Origin of the sequence: Burkholderia sp. WP42, assembly GCF_000745665.1 — a bacterium.
GTDB classification, from domain to species: Bacteria; Pseudomonadota; Gammaproteobacteria; order Burkholderiales; family Burkholderiaceae; genus Burkholderia; species Burkholderia vietnamiensis.
Genome location: NZ_JQJT01000020.1, coordinates 147,271 through 165,946 on the forward strand (window position 1 = coordinate 147,271; position 18,676 = coordinate 165,946).

Consider the following 18,676-nt stretch of genomic DNA (forward strand, 5'->3'; position numbering starts at 1 on the left):
TATGCGCCCGCCGATCCGACCATAACCGCGCGCCGCACGAGCACCTCGCCGCAACCCCTCAGCGAACGACCCGTCGCTCGAATCGCGTCGATCACGGCGTGATGAATCCGGTCTTGTCGCAGGCGAGCGTCGTGCCCGACTGGCTGCACGACGCGAGCAGCTTGCCGGCCGCCGAATAGGCATGGAACAGCCAGCCCGTCGCGGGCGCCGGGCGCCGCTCCATGATCAGGAAGCCAAAGCTGTTGTTGTGCGACAGCCGTTCGATCACGGCGCCCGGTGCAGGCATGAGGCCGGCCGGGAACGGATCGGGCAGCGCGACGTCGAGGTTGTCGCCGCCGTTGCCCGACACGATCGTCGCCGGATGTCCCGACGAGAAGTTGATGGCCTGGAAGTCGTGCACGTGGCCGTGCAGCGCGACATGGATGCCGGGCGGGTAGTACGCCTGCGCGTTCAGGCTCGCCATCACCGACTGCAGCGCGAGGTTGCCCGGCGCCGGCGTGCTGCCCGCGATCGGCGCGAACGCGAGGATCGGATGATGGTTCGTGAAGATCGTCGTCGACATCCCCGCCTTCGAGGCGAGCGACGCCACCGACTGAAACTGCTTCTGGTAGATGCGAAATTGCGCGTCGGTCGTCTTCAGCGGATTGCGCCCGACCTTCGCGCTGTCGAACACGATCACCTGCGTGCCGCCGCCGAGCGATACCGCGTACGGCTCGGAGTAGTTCGCGTCGGCGTCGTTGGCCGGATCGTCGCACGTGCGCGTCGCGGCATACGGGCGCGGATCGAGGAAGCGATACCATCCCTGTCCCGCGCGCGCGCATTCCTCGTGGTTGCCGCGCACGACCACCCACGGCGCCTTGGCGAACAGCGGGGCGGCCGGGCGGAACAGGTCGGCCTGCCACGCATCCCAGCCGTAACCCCACGGGCTGTCCTTGCAGCCGGCGATGTCCGGCGGGCAAGCGTTCTCGCGATAGTGGTAGTCGCCCACGTGCAGCACCAGGTCCGGCGACAGCTTCGCGACGCTCGCCGCGATCGTGTCGAACGGCCAGACGGTCGCGTCGTTGCACGCCTGCCATGCGTTGTCGGCCTTCTTCATCCGGCAGCCGGTATCGGCGATGATCGCGACGCGCTGGGGTTGCGCCTTCGGCAGCGGCAGCGTGCGGCCCGCGACGCTCGCCGCCTGCGCATCGGCCGGCAACGTCGCCTCGCACACCGACACGGGGAAGCTCGACGGCTTCGAGTCGGCCGGGTCGCTGGCCGTCGGCCGTTGCGCGACGGTCGCGGCGCCGGCGCGCAGCGTCATGCGCGACTGCTTGCCGTCGACCGATAGTTGCGGACACACCGGATCGCTCGCGGAAGCCGGGCTGTAGTTGGTGATCACGCGTGCGATCGCTTGGTTCGCGTCGCCGATCTCGACCCATGCGGCCTGGACGTTGATCGCGGCGCTCGCGGGGTCGGCGGGCGAGTCGATGTGGTTCGAGCACGCGGACAGGGCGACCGCGGCGAGCGCGGCGCAGCGCGCGAACAGCGCGGATGAGAGCAGTCGTGGCATGGAAGGCACCGTAGGAAAGCCGTCAACGATACGCAGCGCGAATGTAAGAAATATGAACGGTCGGCGAGCGCAGCCTTGACTTCAAGCCGGCTTGAAGCGGCATAGTCGCGATTCCGATCAACGCTGCAGCGCAAAGGATGACGATGATGACAGACAGCCGCCCCAACGAAGCACAGAGCGCGCTATGGAACGGCCCGTCCGGGCTCGCGTGGGTCGAGGCGCAGCGCACGCTCGACCGGATGTTCGAGCCGTTCGAGACGCTGCTCGCGGACGCGGCGGCAGCCACGTCCGCGCATGGCGTGCTCGACGTCGGATGCGGGACCGGCGCGGTCACGCTCGCGATCGCGCGACGGCTCGCGAAGGACGCGCAGTGCACGGGCGTCGACATTTCGGCGCGGATGATCGCCGCGGCACGCGAGCGGGCCGAGCGCGACGGCGTCGATGTCGAATTCGTGCATGCCGACGCGCAGACGCATCCGTTTGCACGCGAGCGCTTCGATCTGATCGTGTCGCGTTTCGGCGTCATGTTCTTCGACGATCCGGTTCGCGCGTTCACCAACCTGCGGCGTGCGGCGCGCGCGAACGCGCAACTGCGGTTCGTCGCCTGGCGCGCCGCGGCCGACAATCCGTTCATGACGACGGCCGAACGCGCCGCCGCGCCGTTGCTGGCCGATCTGCCTGCGCGCCAGCCGGGCGCGCCCGGGCAGTTCGCGTTCGGCGACCGGCAGCGCGTCGTGTCGGTGCTGTCGGACAGCGGCTGGGCCGACCTCGCGGTCGAGCCGGTCGATGTCGCGTGCGCGTTGCCGACGGCCGCGCTGGACGACTACGTCGCGCGGCTGGGCCCGGTCGGGTTGGCGCTGCGGCAGGTGGATGTTGCGACGCGGCAGCGCGTGCTCGACGAAGTGCGCGGCGCGTTCGATCGCTACGTGCAGGGCACGGATCTGCGCTTCGATGCAGCGTGCTGGCTGGTCACGGCACGGGCGCCGTCTGCGTGAGGCGGCCACGGGGCAGCGCTGCCCGGCATATGCGTCGTCGCTCACGCGTGACGGATATGCGGATGACACCGCCGGTATCAGCCGCGACGCTCGATCGCTACGTGCAGGGCACGGACCTGAGTTTCGATGCCGCGTGCTGGCTCGTCACCGCACGGGCGCCGTCTGCATGACGCATCCGCAGCTCAGCGCTGCCCGGCATATGCATCGTCGTTCACGCGTGACGGACGCGCGGCTGACACCGCAGATATCAACCGCGACGCCCCCGCAACATCACCCAAGCGCAACCGGCGGCAACGAGTGCGAGCCCGAGCAGTACCGCTTCGACGCCGAGCGCGAAACCGGGCGGCATTTCCCCGTGGTCGTGCTCCGGCGACAGGTTTTGCGTGATCGCCACGGCGCCGCCGGCCAGCAGCGCGATACAGACGATCCAGTAGAGCTTGCCGCGCGGCGCGGCCGCGCGAATTCGCCACAGCGCGAGCCCGACGCCGCCGAGGTAAAGCACCGCGAGCGTCGCGAGCGCGACGATGTCGCCGGTGCTGTCGTTCAGGAGCCCGCTCATCGCGTTGCTCCGTCGGCCGGCGCGCGCCGGCGCGGCGCGATCGCGACGGCATGCGCGTTCGTGCGGCTTCCATCGCGTGTTCGGGCGCACGGCGCGGCAGAGACGCGCGCCGGCGGGCCGTCGGCGGCACGCGACGCCTGCGATGACGCGACGGCCGCGAATGTCGTGCGAGGCAAAAGACGGAAATCCGGCATGGCTGGTATTCAGTTGTAGGCGCAACGAGACACGGCGCGTGTGTCGCGGTGTGAGGGCTGCAAGAACGGAACCTGCAGCGACGATCGAACCGGACGAATTGTAAGTGATCGCCGCGGGCGGGAAGGGCCGTGTGACGGGCGCGCCGCAGGCGCTGCGCAGCGCCCGCCGTGCATCGTTGCCGCGACCATCGATTTGCACGCCCGACAACGCGCGAAAGCGGCTCGCTCGCCGCCGCACGGGAGCAAACGACGTGCCTCCGCGAAGCGGCGCGTTTTTCGTAACCAGCAGGCAATAATCGGCGCGCAGATGTTATATTGCGCGCGCGTGCGCCCGACCGATGGGCCAGAAAAATCAGTATCCGCGGACCGGCGCGCAACAGAAGAAATTCAACTAGAACGGGTCCGTCGCGCCATCGGTCCAGCGTCTCGTGGACCAACGCCCGGCCCATGCGTCTACGCACCGAGGGGACCGACATGAACCGCGTTTATCGGCTGGTCTGGAGCCGCAGCTTGCGCGCTCCGCAAGTGGTATCCGAGCACACCAAAGCATCCCACGGCGGGGTCGACGCCAGCCATGGCGCCACACCCGCGCGCCGCTGCGCTTCCATCGTTTCCATTGGCGTGTCGCTGGGTCTGGCCGGCGCGGCCGTTCCGGCCTGGGCCGTCACATGTGCGCCCAGCACCATCGCTAATTGCAGCGCCGCGGGCGGCAGCGGCACCCCTGACCGCAGCGGCAACGGGGGCAGCGGTAACGGCGGCGGCGGCGGTGCATCTACGCTGAGCGGCCCCAACACGGTCCAGATTCCGGGCGGCGCCACGTCGGGCGGGACAGGCGGCACCGGCGCGATGAACGACAGCGGCCAGGGCGGCCCGGGCGGAGCCCCTGCCGCGGCGCTCGCCGGCGATGTGGTAATCAACGCGAACGTGCAGGGCGGCGCAGGTCAGGCGTTCGACGGCTTCAACTTCGCCGGCGGTGGCGGTGGTGGCGGCGCGGGTGTGTATTCGACCGGCACCAGCGTGACGGTCAACAGCGGCATGACGGTGCAGGGCGGCACCGGCGGCAATGGCGGGGCCGGCACGTCGGGGCCGGTGTCGAACGGCGGCGGTGGTGGCGGCGGCGGCGCGGCGTTGGTCATGGTGACGCCCGCGGCCGACGTGTCGAACCAGGGCACGCTGATCGGCGGGAACGGCGGCAACGGCGGCGGCGGTGGCTTCGCCGGCGGCGGCGGCGGTGGTGGCGACGGGTTGCTCACGCTCGGCAGCGGCTCGCAGGTGACCAACATCGGCACCATCGTCGGCGGCGTGGGCGGGGCCGGCGGCGGGGGCGCGAGCACGGCCGGCGCCAGCGGCGCGGGCGTCAACCTGGCGAGCGGGTTCACCGTGCTGACCAACGTCGGCACGATCACCGGCGGCGCCGGCAATGGCGGGGCCGCGGGCGCCGGCATCATCGTGAACGGCACCAGTGTCATCGTCAACGGCGGCACGATCGCGGGCGGCTTGTACGCCGACGGCGTGACGCGGGCCGCAGCGATCCAGTTCAACGGCACGAACAACACGCTGCAGTTGGTCACCGGGTCCAACATCGTCGGTGACATCGAGGTGTCGGCGGGGGCGGCGACCAAGATCACCGCGGGCTCCGCGGGGCTCACGCTGTCCAACCAGATCACGCTCGGCGATGTGGCATCCCGCGTGACCTTCGATTCGACCACGACCAACCTCGTGGTGTCGGGCGTGGTATCCGGGGCCGGCGGCGTGGACGTGAGCGGGAGCCGAACGATCACGCTCACGGGCGAGAACACCTATACCGGCGGCACCACGATCAACGCCGGCACGTTGCAGATCGGCAATGGAGGGACCACCGGCTCCGTCGCCGGCGACATCGTCAACAACGGCACGTTGGCGTTCAACCGCAGCGACACGGTCGCGTATGGCGGCACCATCAGCGGCACGGGCAGCATCGTACAGGCGGGCAGCGGCACGCTCGCGATCTCCGGCGCCGCAGGCTATGCGGGCAGCACCAACATCAACGCCGGCACGCTCGCGCTGATCGGCGCGGGCAGCATTGCGGGGTCCAGCGGCGTCGTCAACAACGGCACGTTCGATATTTCGGCGACGACCTCCGGGGCCGCGATCAATGCGCTCACCGGCTCGGGCACGGTCGCGCTCGGCGGCCAGACGCTGACGCTGGCCAACGCGGCCGGGACGTTCGGCGGAACCATCGGCGGCACGGGCGGGCTGACGGTGGCGGGCGGCACGCAGACGCTGTCAGGCGCCAATGGCTACGCCGGTGCAACGTCGATCAACGCCGGCACGCTGGCGTTGAGCGGGGCGGGCAGCGTTGCGGCATCGAGCGGGATCGTCAACGACGGCACCTTCGACATCTCGGCGACGACTTCCGGCGCCACGATCAACGCGCTCACCGGTACGGGCACGGTCGCGCTCGGTGGCCAGACACTGACGCTGGCCAATGCGGCCGGCACGTTCGGCGGCACCATCGGCGGCAGCGGCGGGCTGACGATTGCGGGCGGGACGCAGACGCTGTCGGGTACCAACGTCTACACCGGTGCAACCTCGATCAATGCCGGCACGCTGGCGTTGAGCGGATCGGGCAGCGTCGCTGTGTCCGGCGGCGTCGTCAACAACGGCACGTTCGACATCTCGGGCACGACCTCCGGGGCCGCGATCAATGCACTCACCGGCACGGGCGCCGTTGCGCTCGGCGCTCGCACGCTGACGCTCACGAATGCGGTCGGCACGTTCGGCGGCGCCATCAACGGCAGCGGCGGACTGACGGTCGCGGGCGGTACGCAGACGCTGTCGGGCGCCAACGGCTACACCGGTGCAACGTCGATCAATGCCGGCACGCTGGCGTTGACCGGCTCGGGCAGCCTTGCCGCGTCCAGCGGCATCGTCAACAACGGTACGTTCGATATTTCGACGACGACCTCCGGGGCCGCGATCAATGCGCTCACCGGCACGGGTACGGTCGCGCTCGGCGGCCGGACGCTGACGCTCGCCAATGCGGCCGGCACGTTCGGCGGCGCCATCAACGGCACGGGCGGGTTGACGGTCACGGGCGGCACGCAGACCTTGTCGGGTGCCAATGGCTACACCGGTGCAACCTCGATCAATGCCGGCACGCTGGCGTTGACCGGTTCGGGCAGCCTCGCGGCATCGAGCGGGATCGTCAACGACGGTACGTTCGACATCTCCGGCACCACCTCCGGGGCCGCGATCAATGCGCTTACCGGTACGGGCGCCGTTGCGCTCGGCGGCCGCACGCTGACGCTCGCGAACGCGGCTGGCACGTTCGGTGGAACCATCAACGGCAGCGGCGGACTGACGATCGCGGGCGGCACGCAGACGCTATCGGGTGCCAACGGCTACACCGGTGCGACGTCGATCAATGTCGGCACGCTGGCGTTGACCGGGTCGGGTAGCCTTGTGGCGTCCAGCGGCGTCGTCAACAACGGTACGTTCGATATTTCGGCGACGACCTTCGGCGCCACGATCAATGCGCTCACCGGCACGGGTACCGTTTCGCTCGGCGCTCGCACGCTGACGCTCGCCAATGCGGCCGGCACGTTCGGCGGGACCGTCAACGGCACGGGCGGGCTGACGGTCGCGGGCGGTACGCAAACGCTGTCCGGCGTGAACACCTACACCGGGGCGACGATGGTCGACGCGGGCACGCTCGCGTTGTCCGGCGCCGGCCAGCTCGCGTCGTCCACGTCGGTCACGCTCGCCGGCTCGACGGCCGCGCTCGACCTGTCCGCGGCCGGCAGCCAGACGGTCGCGCATCTGTCCGGCGTGACGGGCAGTCGCGTGGTGCTCGGCGGCAGCGCGCTCACGCTGTCCGACGACTCGTCGCAGACCTTCGGCGGCAGCCTCGTCGGCACCGGCGGCCTCGTCAAACAAGGCGCGGGCACGCTGACGCTGAACGGCGTCAGCACCGCGTTCTCCGGGACGACGACGGTGGCGGGCGGCACGGTGGCCGTCGGCGACGCGGCGAATGCCGGGGCGGTGCTGGGCGGCAATGTCGTGGTGAATGCACTCGGCACGTTGCGCGGTCACGGCACGGTGGCAGGCGACGTCAGCAGCAGTGGCGTCGTGGCGCCGGGCGGCTCGATCGGAACGCTGTCCGTCGGCGGCAACTATGCGCAGGCGGCGAGCGGCACGCTGTCGATCGAGGTCAGCCCTACCGAAGCGTCGCAGCTGCGCGTAGGCGGCGCGGCGACGCTCGACGGTTCGTTGGCCGTCCTGTTCGATCCCGGCACCTATACCGCGCGCCGCTACACGCTGCTCAGCGCGGCCAACGGCGTGACCGGCCGTTTCGCGAACATCGGCGCGACCACGGCCGGCGCGAATCTCGGCGCGTTGCAGCCGTCGGTGGACTACGGCGCGAACGCGGTCGACCTGCTGCTCGCGGAGCCGGGCGGCCCTGGCACGCCGACCGGCCCGACGGTCATCGCGCCGACCAAGACGTCGATCTACACGGCGCTCGGCACGACCGCATTGCTGCAGGCGCAGGACGCCAGCTCGACGCTGCTCGGCCGTCTCGCCGGCCCACAGGACGACCCGGCGGGCTCCCGCAACGTATGGGCCGTCGCCAGCGGTTCGAGCACCAAGGTGGGCGGCACGGGCGGCGCGCCGGGCTTCCTGACGCACGCGTACGGATTCCTGGCTGGCGCGCAGGGACGGCTCGGCGGCGCCACGGTCGGTGGGGCCGGCGGCTACACGCACACCACGCTCGGCGAAGACACGACCGGTGCATCGGGCACCATCGACACGCTGCGCGTCGCGCTGTACGGCGCGCAGCCGGTCGGTGCCGTCAACCTGTCGGCCACGCTCGGCTACGGGCTCGATTTCCTGTCGCAGAAGCGGCCGTTCGGCAGCGCGGGTACGGCCGAAGGCGACCATCTCGGCCACGAGTTCACCGCGGCGACGCAGGCGAGCCTGCCGATGGAGGCGGGCGGTTTCCGCTTCACGCCGCACGTCGGGCTGCGGTATGCGTACGTGCGCGGCAGCGGCTTCGGCGAGAGCGGCGCGAACGGCCAGAACCTGAACGTCGGCCCCGACAACGCGCGCAGCCTTCAGCCTTATGTGGGCGTGTCGCTCGACAAGGCGTTCGGCGATGCCATGCGGTCGCTCGACGTGCAGCTTCGCGTCGGCTATGCGCACGAGGTGCTGCGCGGCAGCCGCGTCGTGCAGGTGCAGAGCCAGGACGGCACCGTGTTCGCCGCGCCGGGCACCGACCTGCCGCGTTCGTTCCTGACCACGGGCGCCAGCGTCACGCTGCAGGCCGCGAAGACGACCACCGTATCGCTCGGGTTCGATGCGACGATCGACACGAGTCATGTGTCGGCGCAGTCCGCGTATGTGCGGGTGAATCACCGGTTCTGATGTCGTTGCCCCCGGGAAACGGACGGGGGCGGCCGCTCGCGTGACGGCAATCGACGAACTGCTGTCACGCGACGGGCGGACGTTGTCGAGCGGCGGTGGTTTCAAGTTGACGCTGCCGATGCCCCCCCGAAGCCGAAGCCGAAGCCGAAGCCGAAGCCGAAGCCAAAGCCAAAGCCAAAGCCGCCAACCGCACCGATATCGAAGCCAACACCACAGCCAACTCCGCTCCTCCCACATCCGCACGCGAACCGACTTGCTCGGGGTTTTCCCGAGGGCGCGCGGTTCGATCCCACTCCCTCTCTGCACCGGCCGAACGCTCTACGCCCGCGCGCACGCGGGCGCGCCGCCGCCCACCCTCCGCCGCAAAACCGGTCCGTCGTACTAAACGCGACGAGCACGTGACACCGCCGCTGAAAATTTATTTTTTTCCTCCCGATGGATTGTGTAAATTGATTTTCATCCACCTTCCAGTCAGCATTCATGACGCCACTCGTTCCGCCCGAAGCAAATCACGACGAGTCCGCGATCGCGGAGCGCATCGCGTCGGCCATGCCGAGGATGACGCCGATCCACCGCCGGATGGGCGAATACGTGCTCGCGAATCCGTTTCGCGCAGCGACGATGCGCATCGATGAACTCGCGCAAGCGGTGAACGCGTCCATCGCGACCGCGAACCGCTTCGCGAGGGCGCTCGGCTTCGACGGCTATCCGGCGATGCGCGCGGCGCTCGTGCGCGGCTTCGAGGCGACGCTCGGCCCGGTCGAGCGGCTGCGCTCCGCGCAGGAACAGGAGCAGGGCGTGCGCGGCGCGGCGTGGATCGACGCGGTGTTCGATCAGGCCGTCGCCAACATCGAGAACACGCGCACGCAACTGGATGCGGCCGACGTCGAGGCGGCGGTCGAGGCGATCGTCGGCGCGCGGCGCGTGCTGATTCTGGGCGCGGGCTCCAGCGCATTCCTGGCCGGGCTGATGGAGCACGGCCTGTCGGTGTGTCATGACAACGTGCAGTCGCTCGCGCTGCTCGGCGGCCCGACGCACGCGGCGCGGCGTCTGTACACGGCCGATTCGCGCGATCTGGTGATCGCGCTCGCGTTGCCGCGCTACGTGAAGGACACGGTCGAGCTCGCACGCCGCGCGGCCGCGCGCGGCGCACGCGTGCTCGGCATTTCCGACGGCCCTGGCTCGCCGTTGGCCCCGGTCGCCTCGCTGAATCTCTACGTGAAGGCCGAGCGGCGCTTCGCGGCCACCTCGGAAGCGGCCGTGTTGACGATGATCGAAGCGCTGATCGACGCGGTCGCGCTGCGCACGCATCGCTCGGCGAAGTCCGCGGCCGAGATGACCGAATTCCTGTTGCCGTGGCTGCTCCAGCCGCAAGCCGCACCGTCGGCGCCGAGCCCATCTTCCACCGATCGGAACAAGACATGACTTCACGCGCGATCGTCGCGATTCACGGCGGCGCAGGCACGATCCTGCGCGACGCGATGGACAGCGATACCGAACGCCGTTACCGCGCCGAGCTCGACGCGATCCTGCAAGCCGCGCAACGCGTGCTCGCCAGCGGCGGCAGCGCGCTCGACGCGGTGACCGTCGCGGTGCGGATGCTCGAAGACTGCCCGTTGTTCAACGCGGGGCGCGGCGCCGTCTATACGGCCGAAGGCAAGCACGAACTCGACGCCGCCGTGATGGACGGCGCGACGCTCGCGGCCGGCGCGATCTGCTGCGCGACCCGCGTGCGCAATCCGGTGCTGGCCGCGCGGCGCGTGATGGAAGCGAGCGAGCACGTGCTGTTCGCCGGCGCGGGCGCCGATGCATTCGCGGCCGCGCAGGGGCTCGAACTCGTCGAACCCGGCTACTTCGACACCGAAGCGCGTCATGCGCAATGGCTGCGGGCGCGCGCGGCGGCCGGCGCGATGCTCGACCACGACGCGGCGACTTTCTCATTCGGCGCCGGCCAGCCGCCTGAACCGCTCGACCCCGACCGCAAGCACGGCACGGTCGGTGCGGTCGCGTGCGACGTGCACGGCCATGTCGCGGCGGCGACGTCGACGGGCGGCATCACGAACAAGCAGCCCGGCCGCGTCGGCGATTCGCCGATCATCGGCGCCGGCTGCTACGCGGACGATGCGACCTGCGCCGTGTCCGCGACCGGCACCGGCGAGATGTTCATCCGGCTCGCGACCGCGCACGACGTGGCCTCGCAGATCGCGTATCGCGGCGCATCGCTCGCCGACGCCGCGCACGACGTCGTGATGAACAAGCTGCCGCGCCTCGCCGGCCGCGGCGGGATCATCGCCGTCGATGCGCACGGCAACGTCGCGATGCCGTTCAACACGGAAGGCATGTATCGCGGCTACGCGCGTGTCGGCGCGGCGCCCGTGGTCGGCATCTACCGCGACGACGCGGCGTGATTGCCGATCGAACCAGGAGACCTTCGCGATGACTTCGAGCCGAACCCCGTCCGCGCTGGTGCTGCCGGAGCAGCGCGTGGTCGCCGTCGACGGCCTGTCAGTGACGTTCCGCCGGGAGAACGCGACGTTCGACGCCGTGCGCGACGTGTCGTTTCACGTCGATCGCGGCGAGACGCTCGCGATCGTCGGTGAATCGGGCTCCGGCAAATCGGTCACGTCGCTCGCGCTGATGCGGCTCGTCGAGCACGGCGGCGGCGAGATCACGAGCGGCCGGATGGTGTTGCGGCGTCGCGGCGGCGCGCTCGTCGATCTGGCCGCGGCGAGCGCGGCGGCCATGCGCGGCATCCGCGGCGCGGACATCGCGATGATCTTCCAGGAGCCGATGACCTCGCTGAACCCGGTGTTTACCGTCGGCGACCAGATCAGCGAGGCGATTGCGCTGCACCAGTCGAAGGGCGCGTCGGAAGCGCGCGCGGAGACGCTGCGCCTGCTCGATCTCGTGCGGATTCCCGAGGCGCGCCGCGTGTTCGCGCGCTATCCGCACCAGTTGTCGGGCGGGATGCGCCAGCGCGTGATGATCGCGATGGCGCTGTCGTGCCGGCCCGCGCTGCTGATCGCCGACGAGCCGACCACCGCGCTCGACGTGACGATTCAGGCGCAGATCCTGCAATTGATCCGCGGGCTGCAGGACGAAATGAAGATGGGCGTGATCTTCATCACGCACGACATGGGCGTGGTCGCCGAAGTGGCCGATCGCGTGCTCGTGATGTATCGCGGCGAGAAGGTCGAGGAGGGTGCGTCGGAGCGCATTTTCGCGACGCCCGCGCATCGCTACACGCGTGCGCTGCTCGCGGCCGTGCCGCGGCTCGGCTCGATGCAGGGCACCGATACGCCGGAGAAATTCCCGTTGTTGAGCGTGGATGGGACGCGTGCGACCGTGTCGGCGGAGGATGCGGCCGCAACGGCCAATGTAGCCACTACGCCCAACGCACTAAACCCCGTCGACGCCCCCCAACCCGCCACCGACCTTAGCGCACACGCCTCGATCGATCGCGCCGCGTCGCCGATCCTGCGCGTGCGCGATCTCGTCACGCGGTTTCCGGTGAAGAGCGGCGTGTTCGGCCGCGTATTGCAGTACGTGCATGCGGTCGAGCGCGTGAGCTTCGATCTGCACGCGGGCGAGACGCTCGCGCTCGTCGGCGAATCGGGCTGCGGCAAGTCGACCACCGGCCGTTCGCTGTTGCGCCTCGTCGAATCGCAGAGCGGCTCGATCGAATTCGACGGCCGCGACATCAGCGCGCTGAAGGGCCATGACCTGCAGGCGCTGCGCCGGAACATCCAGTTCATCTTCCAGGACCCGTTCGCCTCGCTCAATCCGCGGCTCACGGTCGGCTTCTCGATCATGGAGCCGCTGCTGGTGCACCGCGTGTCGAGCGGCCGCGACGCGCAGGCGCGCGTCGACTGGCTGCTCGACAAGGTCGGCCTGCCGCCCGACGCCGCCCGTCGCTATCCGCACGAATTCTCGGGCGGCCAGCGTCAGCGGATCGCGATCGCACGCGCGCTCGCGCTGAACCCGAAGGTCGTGATCGCCGACGAATCGGTGTCCGCGCTCGACGTGTCGGTGCAGGCGCAGATCGTGAACCTGATGCTCGACCTGCAACGCGAACTCGGCGTCGCCTACCTGTTCATCTCGCACGACATGGCCGTCGTCGAGCGCATCAGCCATCGCGTCGCGGTGATGTACCTCGGCCAGATCGTCGAGATCGGCCCGCGCCGCGCGGTGTTCGAGGCGCCGCAACATCCGTACACCAGGAAGCTGATGAACGCGGTGCCGGTGGCCGATCCCGCGCGCCGGCATGCGCCGCGCCAGCTGGCCGCCGACGAGATGCCGAGCCCGATCCGCGCGATCGGCGACGAGCCCGTCGTCGCGCCGCTCGTCGCGGTCGGCCCCGATCATTACGTCGCGGCGCATCGCGTCGGCGGCGCGTATTAGCCGGGATGTCCCGTCGAACCGGATTTGAATCGAGTGCCCGCGGGCCCACGGTTCGGGGTCGCCCCGGCAGCGCATCCGATGCGCGTCACGCAGCAGGAAGTCGAAACCGAAACGCCCGTTGGGCGTCGTCGATCCACGTAGAGGAACGTAAAGGAGCCCAGCAACATGAACCAGCCGCATCCGTTTCCGATGTTTCGTCCGCGCGCATCCTTCGTCGCGCTCGCCGGCGCGTTCGCGCTGACGGCCGCCGTGCCGGCCTTCGCGCAGCAGAACGTGGTGGTCGCGGTGTACTCGACGTTCACGACGATGGACCCTTACGACGCGAACGACACCGTGTCGCAAGCGGTCGTCAAGTCGTTCTACGAAGGGCTGTTCGGTTTCGACAAGGACATGAAGCTCGTCAACGTGCTCGCGACCGGCTATGAGGCGAGCCCCGATGCGAAGACCTACACCGTCAAGCTGCGCTCGGGCGTGAAGTTTCACGACGGCACCGACTTCAACGCGGCCGCGGTCAAGGCGAACTTCGACCGCGTGACCGACCCGGCCAACAAGCTGAAGCGCTACGGGCTGTTCCGCGTGATCGAGAAGACCGAGGTGGTCGATCCGCTGACCGTGCGCTTCACGCTGCGCGAGCCGTTCTCCGCGTTCATCAACACGCTCGCGCACCCGTCGGCAGTGATGATCTCGCCGGCCGCGCTGAAGAAGTGGGGGCGCGACGTGTCGCTGCATCCGGTCGGCACCGGGCCGTTCGAGTTCGTCGAGTGGAAGCAGACCGACGACATGAAGGTGAAGAAGTTCGCCGGCTACTGGAAGAAGGGCTATCCGAAGATCGACTCGATCGACTGGAAGCCGGTGGTCGACAACAACACGCGCGCGGCGCTGCTCAAGACCGGCGAGGCCGACTTCGCGTTCACGATCCCGTTCGAGCAGGCCGCCGACCTGAAGAACAACCCGAAGGTCGACCTGATCGAGCGTCCGTCCATCATCCAGCGCTACATCTCGCTGAACACGCAGAAGAAGCCGTTCGACAATCCGAAGGTGCGCGAAGCGCTGAACTACGCGGTCAACAAGGAAGCGCTCGCGAAGGTCGTGTTCGCCGGCTATGCGACGCCGCAGACGGGCGTCGCGCCGGTCGGCGTCGAATACGCGACCAAGCTCGGGCCGTGGCCGTACGATCCGGCCAAGGCGCGCGCGCTGCTGAAGGAGGCCGGCTATCCGAACGGCTTCGAGTCGACGCTGTGGTCCGCGTACAACCACTCGACCGCGCAGAAGCTGATCCAGTTCGTCCAGCAGCAGTTGGCGCAGGTCGGCGTGAAGGTGCAGGTGCAGGCGCTCGAGGCCGGCGAGCGGGTCGCGAAGGTCGAGAGCGCGCAGGACCCGGCGACGGCGCCGGTGCGGATGTACTACAGCGGCTGGTCGGCGTCGACCGGCGAGGCGAACTGGGCGCTGTCGCCGCTGCTCGCGTCCACCTCCGCGCCGCCGAAGCTCTACAACACCGCGTACTACAAGAACGCGGCGGTCGACGACGATCTCTCGAAGGCGCTCGAGACGACCGACAACGCGAAGAAAGCCACGCTGTACGCCGACGCGCAGAAGCAGGTGTGGGCCGATGCGCCGTGGATCTTCCTCGTGCAGGAGAAGATCGTGTACGCGCGCAGCAAGCGGCTGCACGGCATCTACGTGATGCCGGACGGCTCGTTCAACTTCGACGAAATCTCGGTGAAATGACGGCGCTTCGCCTGCCGCGCGGCGCGGGCGGCGCACGTTGCCCGCGCTGCCCGCGCGCTGATTCGATCGGTGCCCCATGCTGAATTTTCTCGTCAAACGCCTGTTCGGCCTGCTGCCCACGCTCGCGCTCGTCGCGGTGCTGGTGTTTCTGTTCGTGCACCTGCTGCCGGGCGACCCCGCGCGGCTCGCGGCCGGCCCCGAAGCCGACGACGCGACGGTCGCGCTGGTGCGCGCCGATCTCGGGCTCGACCGGCCGCTGCCCGCGCAGTTCGCGAACTTCTTCGTGAAGATCGCGCACGGCGATTTCGGCACGTCGACGCGCAGCAAGCGGCCGGTGTCGACCGAGATCGGCGAGCGCTTCATGCCGACGCTGCTGCTGACGCTCGTCAGCATGGTGTGGGCGACCGCGTTCGGCATGGCGATCGGGATCGCGTCCGCCGTGTGGCGCAACCGCTGGCCCGATCGTCTCGGGATGACGATCGCGGTGTCGGGCATCTCGTTTCCGGCGTTCGCGCTCGGGATGCTGCTGATGGAGATCTTCTCGGTGAAGCTCGGCTGGCTGCCGGTCGTGCCGGACGGCACGTGGAAGAGCTACGTGCTGCCGTCGCTGACGCTCGGCGCGGCGGTCGCGGCCGTGATGGCGCGCTTCACGCGCGCGTCGTTCGTCGAGGTGCTCAACGAGGACTTCGTGCGCACCGCGCGCGCGAAGGGCGTGCACGAGCCGATGGTGGTGCTCAAGCACTGCCTGCGCAACGCGATGATCCCGGTCGTCACGATGATGGGGCTGCAGTTCGGCTTCCTGCTCGGCGGCTCGATCGTCGTCGAGGCCGTGTTCAACTGGCCGGGGCTCGGGCGCCTGCTGGTCGATGCGGTGACGATGCGCGACTACCCGGTGATCCAGGCCATCGTGCTGCTGTTCTCGCTCGAGTTCATCCTGATCAATCTGACCGTCGACGTGCTGTACGCGGTCATCAATCCGACCATCCGGTTCAAGTGAGGCGCGCATGAACGCGACTGTCCAGCCGGCGGCGACGGCCGCATCGACCGCGATCCGCACGCCGTGGCGCGAATTCTGGCGCAAGTTCCGCAAGCAGACCGTCGCGCTGGTGGCCGGCGGCTTCGTGCTCGCGCTCGTCGTGCTCGCATTCGTCGGCCCGCATATCGTGCCGTTCGATCCGGAGAACTATTTCGACTACGACGCGCTGAACGCCGGGCCGTCGGCCGTGCACTGGTTCGGCGTCGATTCGCTCGGCCGCGACATCTTCAGCCGGATCGTCGCCGGCACGCGCATCTCGCTCGCGGCCGGGTTCTTCTCGGTCGCGCTCGGCGCGCTCGTCGGCACGTTGTTCGGGCTGCTCGCCGGCTACTACGAAGGCTGGTGGGACCGCATCACGATGCGCGTGGCCGACGTGCTGTTCGCGTTTCCGGGCATCCTGCTCGCGATCGGCGTGGTCGCGATCCTCGGCAACGGGATGGTCAACGTGATCTGCGCGGTCGCGATCTTCAGCATCCCGGCGTTCGCGCGGCTCGTGCGCGGCAACACGCTGATGCTCAAGCACATGACCTACGTCGAAGCGGCGCGCAGCATCGGTGCGTCCGACTGGACCATCATCATGCGGCACATCCTGCCGGGCACCGTGTCGTCGGTGGTCGTCTACTTCACGATGCGGATCGGCACGTCGATCATCACGGCCGCGAGCCTGTCGTTCCTGGGCCTCGGCGCGCAGCCGCCGACGCCCGAGTGGGGCGCGATGCTCAACGAGGCGCGCGCCGACATGGTGAGCGCGCCGCACGTCGCGATCTTCCCGAGCCTCGCGATCTTCCTGACCGTGCTCGCGTTCAACCTGCTCGGCGACGGGCTGCGCGACGCACTCGACCCGAAGCTGGAGCGCCGCTGATGGCTGGCGTACCGATGTGGTCGGCGACGCTGCCGGCCGGCCCGCGCGGCACGCTCGCCGACGTACCGGGCGTGACCGTCGGCCACGCGACGCTCGCGGCCGGCGACGTGCAGACGGGCGTCACCGTCGTGAAGCCGCACGCGGGCGACCTGTATCGCAGCAAGGTGCCGGCGGGCGCTGCGGTGATCAACGGCTTCGGCAAGAGCGTCGGGCTCGTGCAGGTCGACGAGCTCGGCACGCTCGAGACGCCGATCGCGCTGACCAACACGTTCGGCGTCGGCGTGCTCGCCAACGCGCAGATTCGCGCGGCGATCGCGCAGAACCCGCAGATCGGCCGCGACTGGCCGACCGTCAACCCGCTCGTGTTCGAATGCAACGACGGCTATCTGAACGACATCCAGGCGTTCGCGGTGACGGCCGCGCATTACGACGCAGCGTGCCTCAGCGCGTCGCGCGACTTCGCGCGCGGCGCGGTGGGGGCGGGGCGCGGCATGTCGTGCTTCGACCTGAAGGGCGGCATCGGCTCCGCGTCGCGCGTGGCGGTCGCTGCCGGCAGGCCCTATACGGTCGGCGCGCTCGTGCTCGCGAACTTCGGCCGGCTGCCGATGCTGACGCTCGCCGGCGTGCCGGTCGGGCGCATCGTCGCGCAGCGGCGCGCTGTATCGTGCGTATCGCGCGCGCAGGCAACCGACGCGACGGCGCCCGAGCAGGGCTCGATCATCGTGCTGCTCGCGACCGATGCGCCGCTCGACGCGCGCCAGCTGTCACGGCTCGCCCGTCGCGCGGGCGCAGGCCTCGCTCGGACCGGTTCGGTCTACGGGCACGGCAGCGGCGACCTCGCGCTGGCGTTTTCCACTGCGTACACGATCGCGCACGATGCGTCGACCGTGTCGCTGCCGGCGCTCGTCGCCGACGCGGCACTCGATCCGCTGTTCATGGCCGCGGCCGAAAGCGTCGAGCACGCGATCGTCGACGCGTTGCTGCAGGCCGTGACGGTGACCGGCCGCGACGGCCACGTGCGGCAGTCGCTGCGCGATGCGGTGAACGACCTCGACCGCCTGTTCGGCGGCCAAGACGACGGACTTCCTACCCGCTCATGAAAATTCTGATTTCAACCGATATCGAAGGTGTGGCCGGCGTATTCGCCGTCGAGCAGACCCGCGCCGGCAATCCGGAATACGAACGCGCGCGCCGCTGGATGACCGGCGAGGCGAATGCGGCGATCGAAGGCGCATTTGCCGGCGGCGCGCAGGCCGTGTGGGTCAACGATTCGCATGGCGGATACCGCAACCTGCTGCCGGACGGGCTCGATGCACGCGCGCGCGTCGTGCTCGGCAAGCCGCGCACGCTGGGGATGATGGCGGGCCTCGAGCAGCGGCCCGATCTCGTGTTCATGATCGGCTTTCACTCGAAATCGCAGACGCGCGGCGTGCTGGCGCACACGATCAACAGCTTCGCGTTCGCGCAGGTCTGGGTGAACGGCGTCGAGCTCGGCGAAGCGGGGCTGTATGGCGCGCTCGCGCGCGAATACGGCGCGCACGTCGCGCTGGCGTCCGGCGACGACGTGTTCGTCGACGAAACGCGGCCGCTGTTTCCGGACGCGCGTTTCGAGGTGCTCAAGACGGCCGGCGGCGCATCGAGCGGCGACACGCTGACGCCCGCCGCAGCGTGCGGGCGCATTGCGGTCGCGGCACGCGAAACCGTCGAGCATGCGCTTGCGTCCGGCTGGCACGCGGATGCGCATCGGACTGCCCCGGCCGCGTGTACGGTGCGCGTGCAGAGCGCCGCGCTCGCCGATCTGTTCTGCGTGCTGCCGTCGCTCGAGCGGGTCGATGCGGTGACGCTGCGCTTCGACGCGCCGTCGGTCGAGCACGTCGTGCGCACGCTGAACAGCCTGTCGGCCATGTCGTTCATGCTGCGGTGATGCGTGCCGAGCCGATGCCGCG

12 protein-coding genes are annotated in these 18,676 nt (G+C 69.6%); 10 read left to right on the forward strand and 2 right to left on the reverse strand.

The genetic code is table 11. The features are described from left to right. Positions 1-91 precede the first annotated feature (91 nt). Positions 92-1,552: a metallophosphoesterase family protein gene (locus EX20_RS13515; RefSeq protein WP_034193854.1), complete on the reverse strand. Its 1,461-nt coding sequence runs from the start codon at positions 1,550-1,552 to the stop codon at positions 92-94. A gap of 146 nt (positions 1,553-1,698) precedes the next feature. On the opposite strand from EX20_RS13515, the gene EX20_RS13520 reads away from it, so the two are divergent. Further along, complete coding sequence (locus EX20_RS13520; RefSeq protein WP_034193878.1) at positions 1,699-2,547, forward strand: class I SAM-dependent methyltransferase; 849 nt, start codon at positions 1,699-1,701, stop codon at positions 2,545-2,547. Positions 2,548-2,794: 247 nt separating this feature from the next. On the opposite strand, the gene EX20_RS13525 is transcribed toward EX20_RS13520, so the two are convergent. Then, positions 2,795-3,106 carry a hypothetical protein gene (locus EX20_RS13525; protein ID WP_034193879.1) on the reverse strand — a complete coding sequence of 104 codons (312 nt, stop codon included), beginning with the start codon at positions 3,104-3,106 and terminating at the stop codon, positions 2,795-2,797. A gap of 668 nt (positions 3,107-3,774) precedes the next feature. Here EX20_RS13525 and EX20_RS13530 point away from each other — a divergent pair. The 9 genes from EX20_RS13530 to EX20_RS13570 all read left to right on the forward strand — a co-directional run bounded on the left by EX20_RS13530 (position 3,775) and on the right by EX20_RS13570 (position 18,654). Beyond that, positions 3,775-8,703: an autotransporter-associated beta strand repeat-containing protein gene (locus EX20_RS13530; RefSeq protein WP_034193855.1), complete on the forward strand. Its 4,929-nt coding sequence runs from the start codon at positions 3,775-3,777 to the stop codon at positions 8,701-8,703. 480 nt (positions 8,704-9,183) lie between these two features. Next, entirely contained in the window at positions 9,184-10,128 is a 945-nt protein-coding gene (locus tag EX20_RS13535) for a MurR/RpiR family transcriptional regulator (RefSeq protein ID WP_011882003.1), read from the forward strand. Continuing rightward, a complete protein-coding gene (locus EX20_RS13540) occupies positions 10,125-11,111 on the forward strand; it encodes an isoaspartyl peptidase/L-asparaginase family protein (RefSeq protein ID WP_034193856.1) in 987 nt (328 codons plus the stop codon). Before EX20_RS13535 ends, EX20_RS13540 begins: the two co-directional genes overlap by 4 nt. Positions 11,112-11,139: 28 nt before the next feature. Continuing rightward, on the forward strand, positions 11,140-13,104 hold the full coding sequence (locus EX20_RS13545; RefSeq protein WP_011882005.1) for a dipeptide ABC transporter ATP-binding protein: 1,965 nt from the start codon (positions 11,140-11,142) through the stop codon (positions 13,102-13,104). 165 nt (positions 13,105-13,269) lie between these two features. Further along, complete coding sequence (gene gsiB / locus EX20_RS13550; protein WP_011882006.1) at positions 13,270-14,832, forward strand: glutathione ABC transporter substrate-binding protein GsiB; 1,563 nt, start codon at positions 13,270-13,272, stop codon at positions 14,830-14,832. A 76-nt stretch (positions 14,833-14,908) separates the two neighbouring features. Further along, positions 14,909-15,829 (forward strand): glutathione ABC transporter permease GsiC, encoded by a 921-nt coding sequence (gene gsiC / locus EX20_RS13555; protein WP_011882007.1) that lies wholly within the window; start codon positions 14,909-14,911, stop codon positions 15,827-15,829. A gap of 7 nt (positions 15,830-15,836) precedes the next feature. After that, entirely contained in the window at positions 15,837-16,730 is an 894-nt protein-coding gene (gene gsiD / locus EX20_RS13560; protein ID WP_011882008.1) for a glutathione ABC transporter permease GsiD, read from the forward strand. After that, positions 16,730-17,830, forward strand: coding sequence for a DmpA family aminopeptidase (locus EX20_RS13565; RefSeq protein WP_014725050.1), 1,101 nt, complete (start codon positions 16,730-16,732; stop codon positions 17,828-17,830). Before gsiD ends, EX20_RS13565 begins: the two co-directional genes overlap by 1 nt. Further along, entirely contained in the window at positions 17,827-18,654 is an 828-nt protein-coding gene (locus EX20_RS13570) for a M55 family metallopeptidase (protein WP_011882010.1), read from the forward strand. Before EX20_RS13565 ends, EX20_RS13570 begins: the two co-directional genes overlap by 4 nt. The last annotated feature ends 22 nt before the right edge of the window (positions 18,655-18,676 follow it).

Coding starts and splice junctions, on each gene's coding strand:
- EX20_RS13530 (WP_034193855.1), top strand. CDS start 3,775: ATGAACCGCGTTTATCGGCTGGTCTGGAGCCGCAGCTTGCGCGCTCCG.
- EX20_RS13520 (WP_034193878.1), top strand. CDS start 1,699: ATGACAGACAGCCGCCCCAACGAAGCACAGAGCGCGCTATGGAACGGC.
- EX20_RS13565 (WP_014725050.1), top strand. CDS start 16,730: ATGGCTGGCGTACCGATGTGGTCGGCGACGCTGCCGGCCGGCCCGCGC.
- gsiC (WP_011882007.1), top strand. CDS start 14,909: ATGCTGAATTTTCTCGTCAAACGCCTGTTCGGCCTGCTGCCCACGCTC.
- EX20_RS13515 (WP_034193854.1), bottom strand. CDS start 1,552: ATGCCACGACTGCTCTCATCCGCGCTGTTCGCGCGCTGCGCCGCGCTC.
- EX20_RS13545 (WP_011882005.1), top strand. CDS start 11,140: ATGACTTCGAGCCGAACCCCGTCCGCGCTGGTGCTGCCGGAGCAGCGC.
- gsiB (WP_011882006.1), top strand. CDS start 13,270: ATGAACCAGCCGCATCCGTTTCCGATGTTTCGTCCGCGCGCATCCTTC.
- gsiD (WP_011882008.1), top strand. CDS start 15,837: ATGAACGCGACTGTCCAGCCGGCGGCGACGGCCGCATCGACCGCGATC.
- EX20_RS13540 (WP_034193856.1), top strand. CDS start 10,125: ATGACTTCACGCGCGATCGTCGCGATTCACGGCGGCGCAGGCACGATC.
- EX20_RS13535 (WP_011882003.1), top strand. CDS start 9,184: ATGACGCCACTCGTTCCGCCCGAAGCAAATCACGACGAGTCCGCGATC.
- EX20_RS13570 (WP_011882010.1), top strand. CDS start 17,827: ATGAAAATTCTGATTTCAACCGATATCGAAGGTGTGGCCGGCGTATTC.
- EX20_RS13525 (WP_034193879.1), bottom strand. CDS start 3,106: ATGAGCGGGCTCCTGAACGACAGCACCGGCGACATCGTCGCGCTCGCG.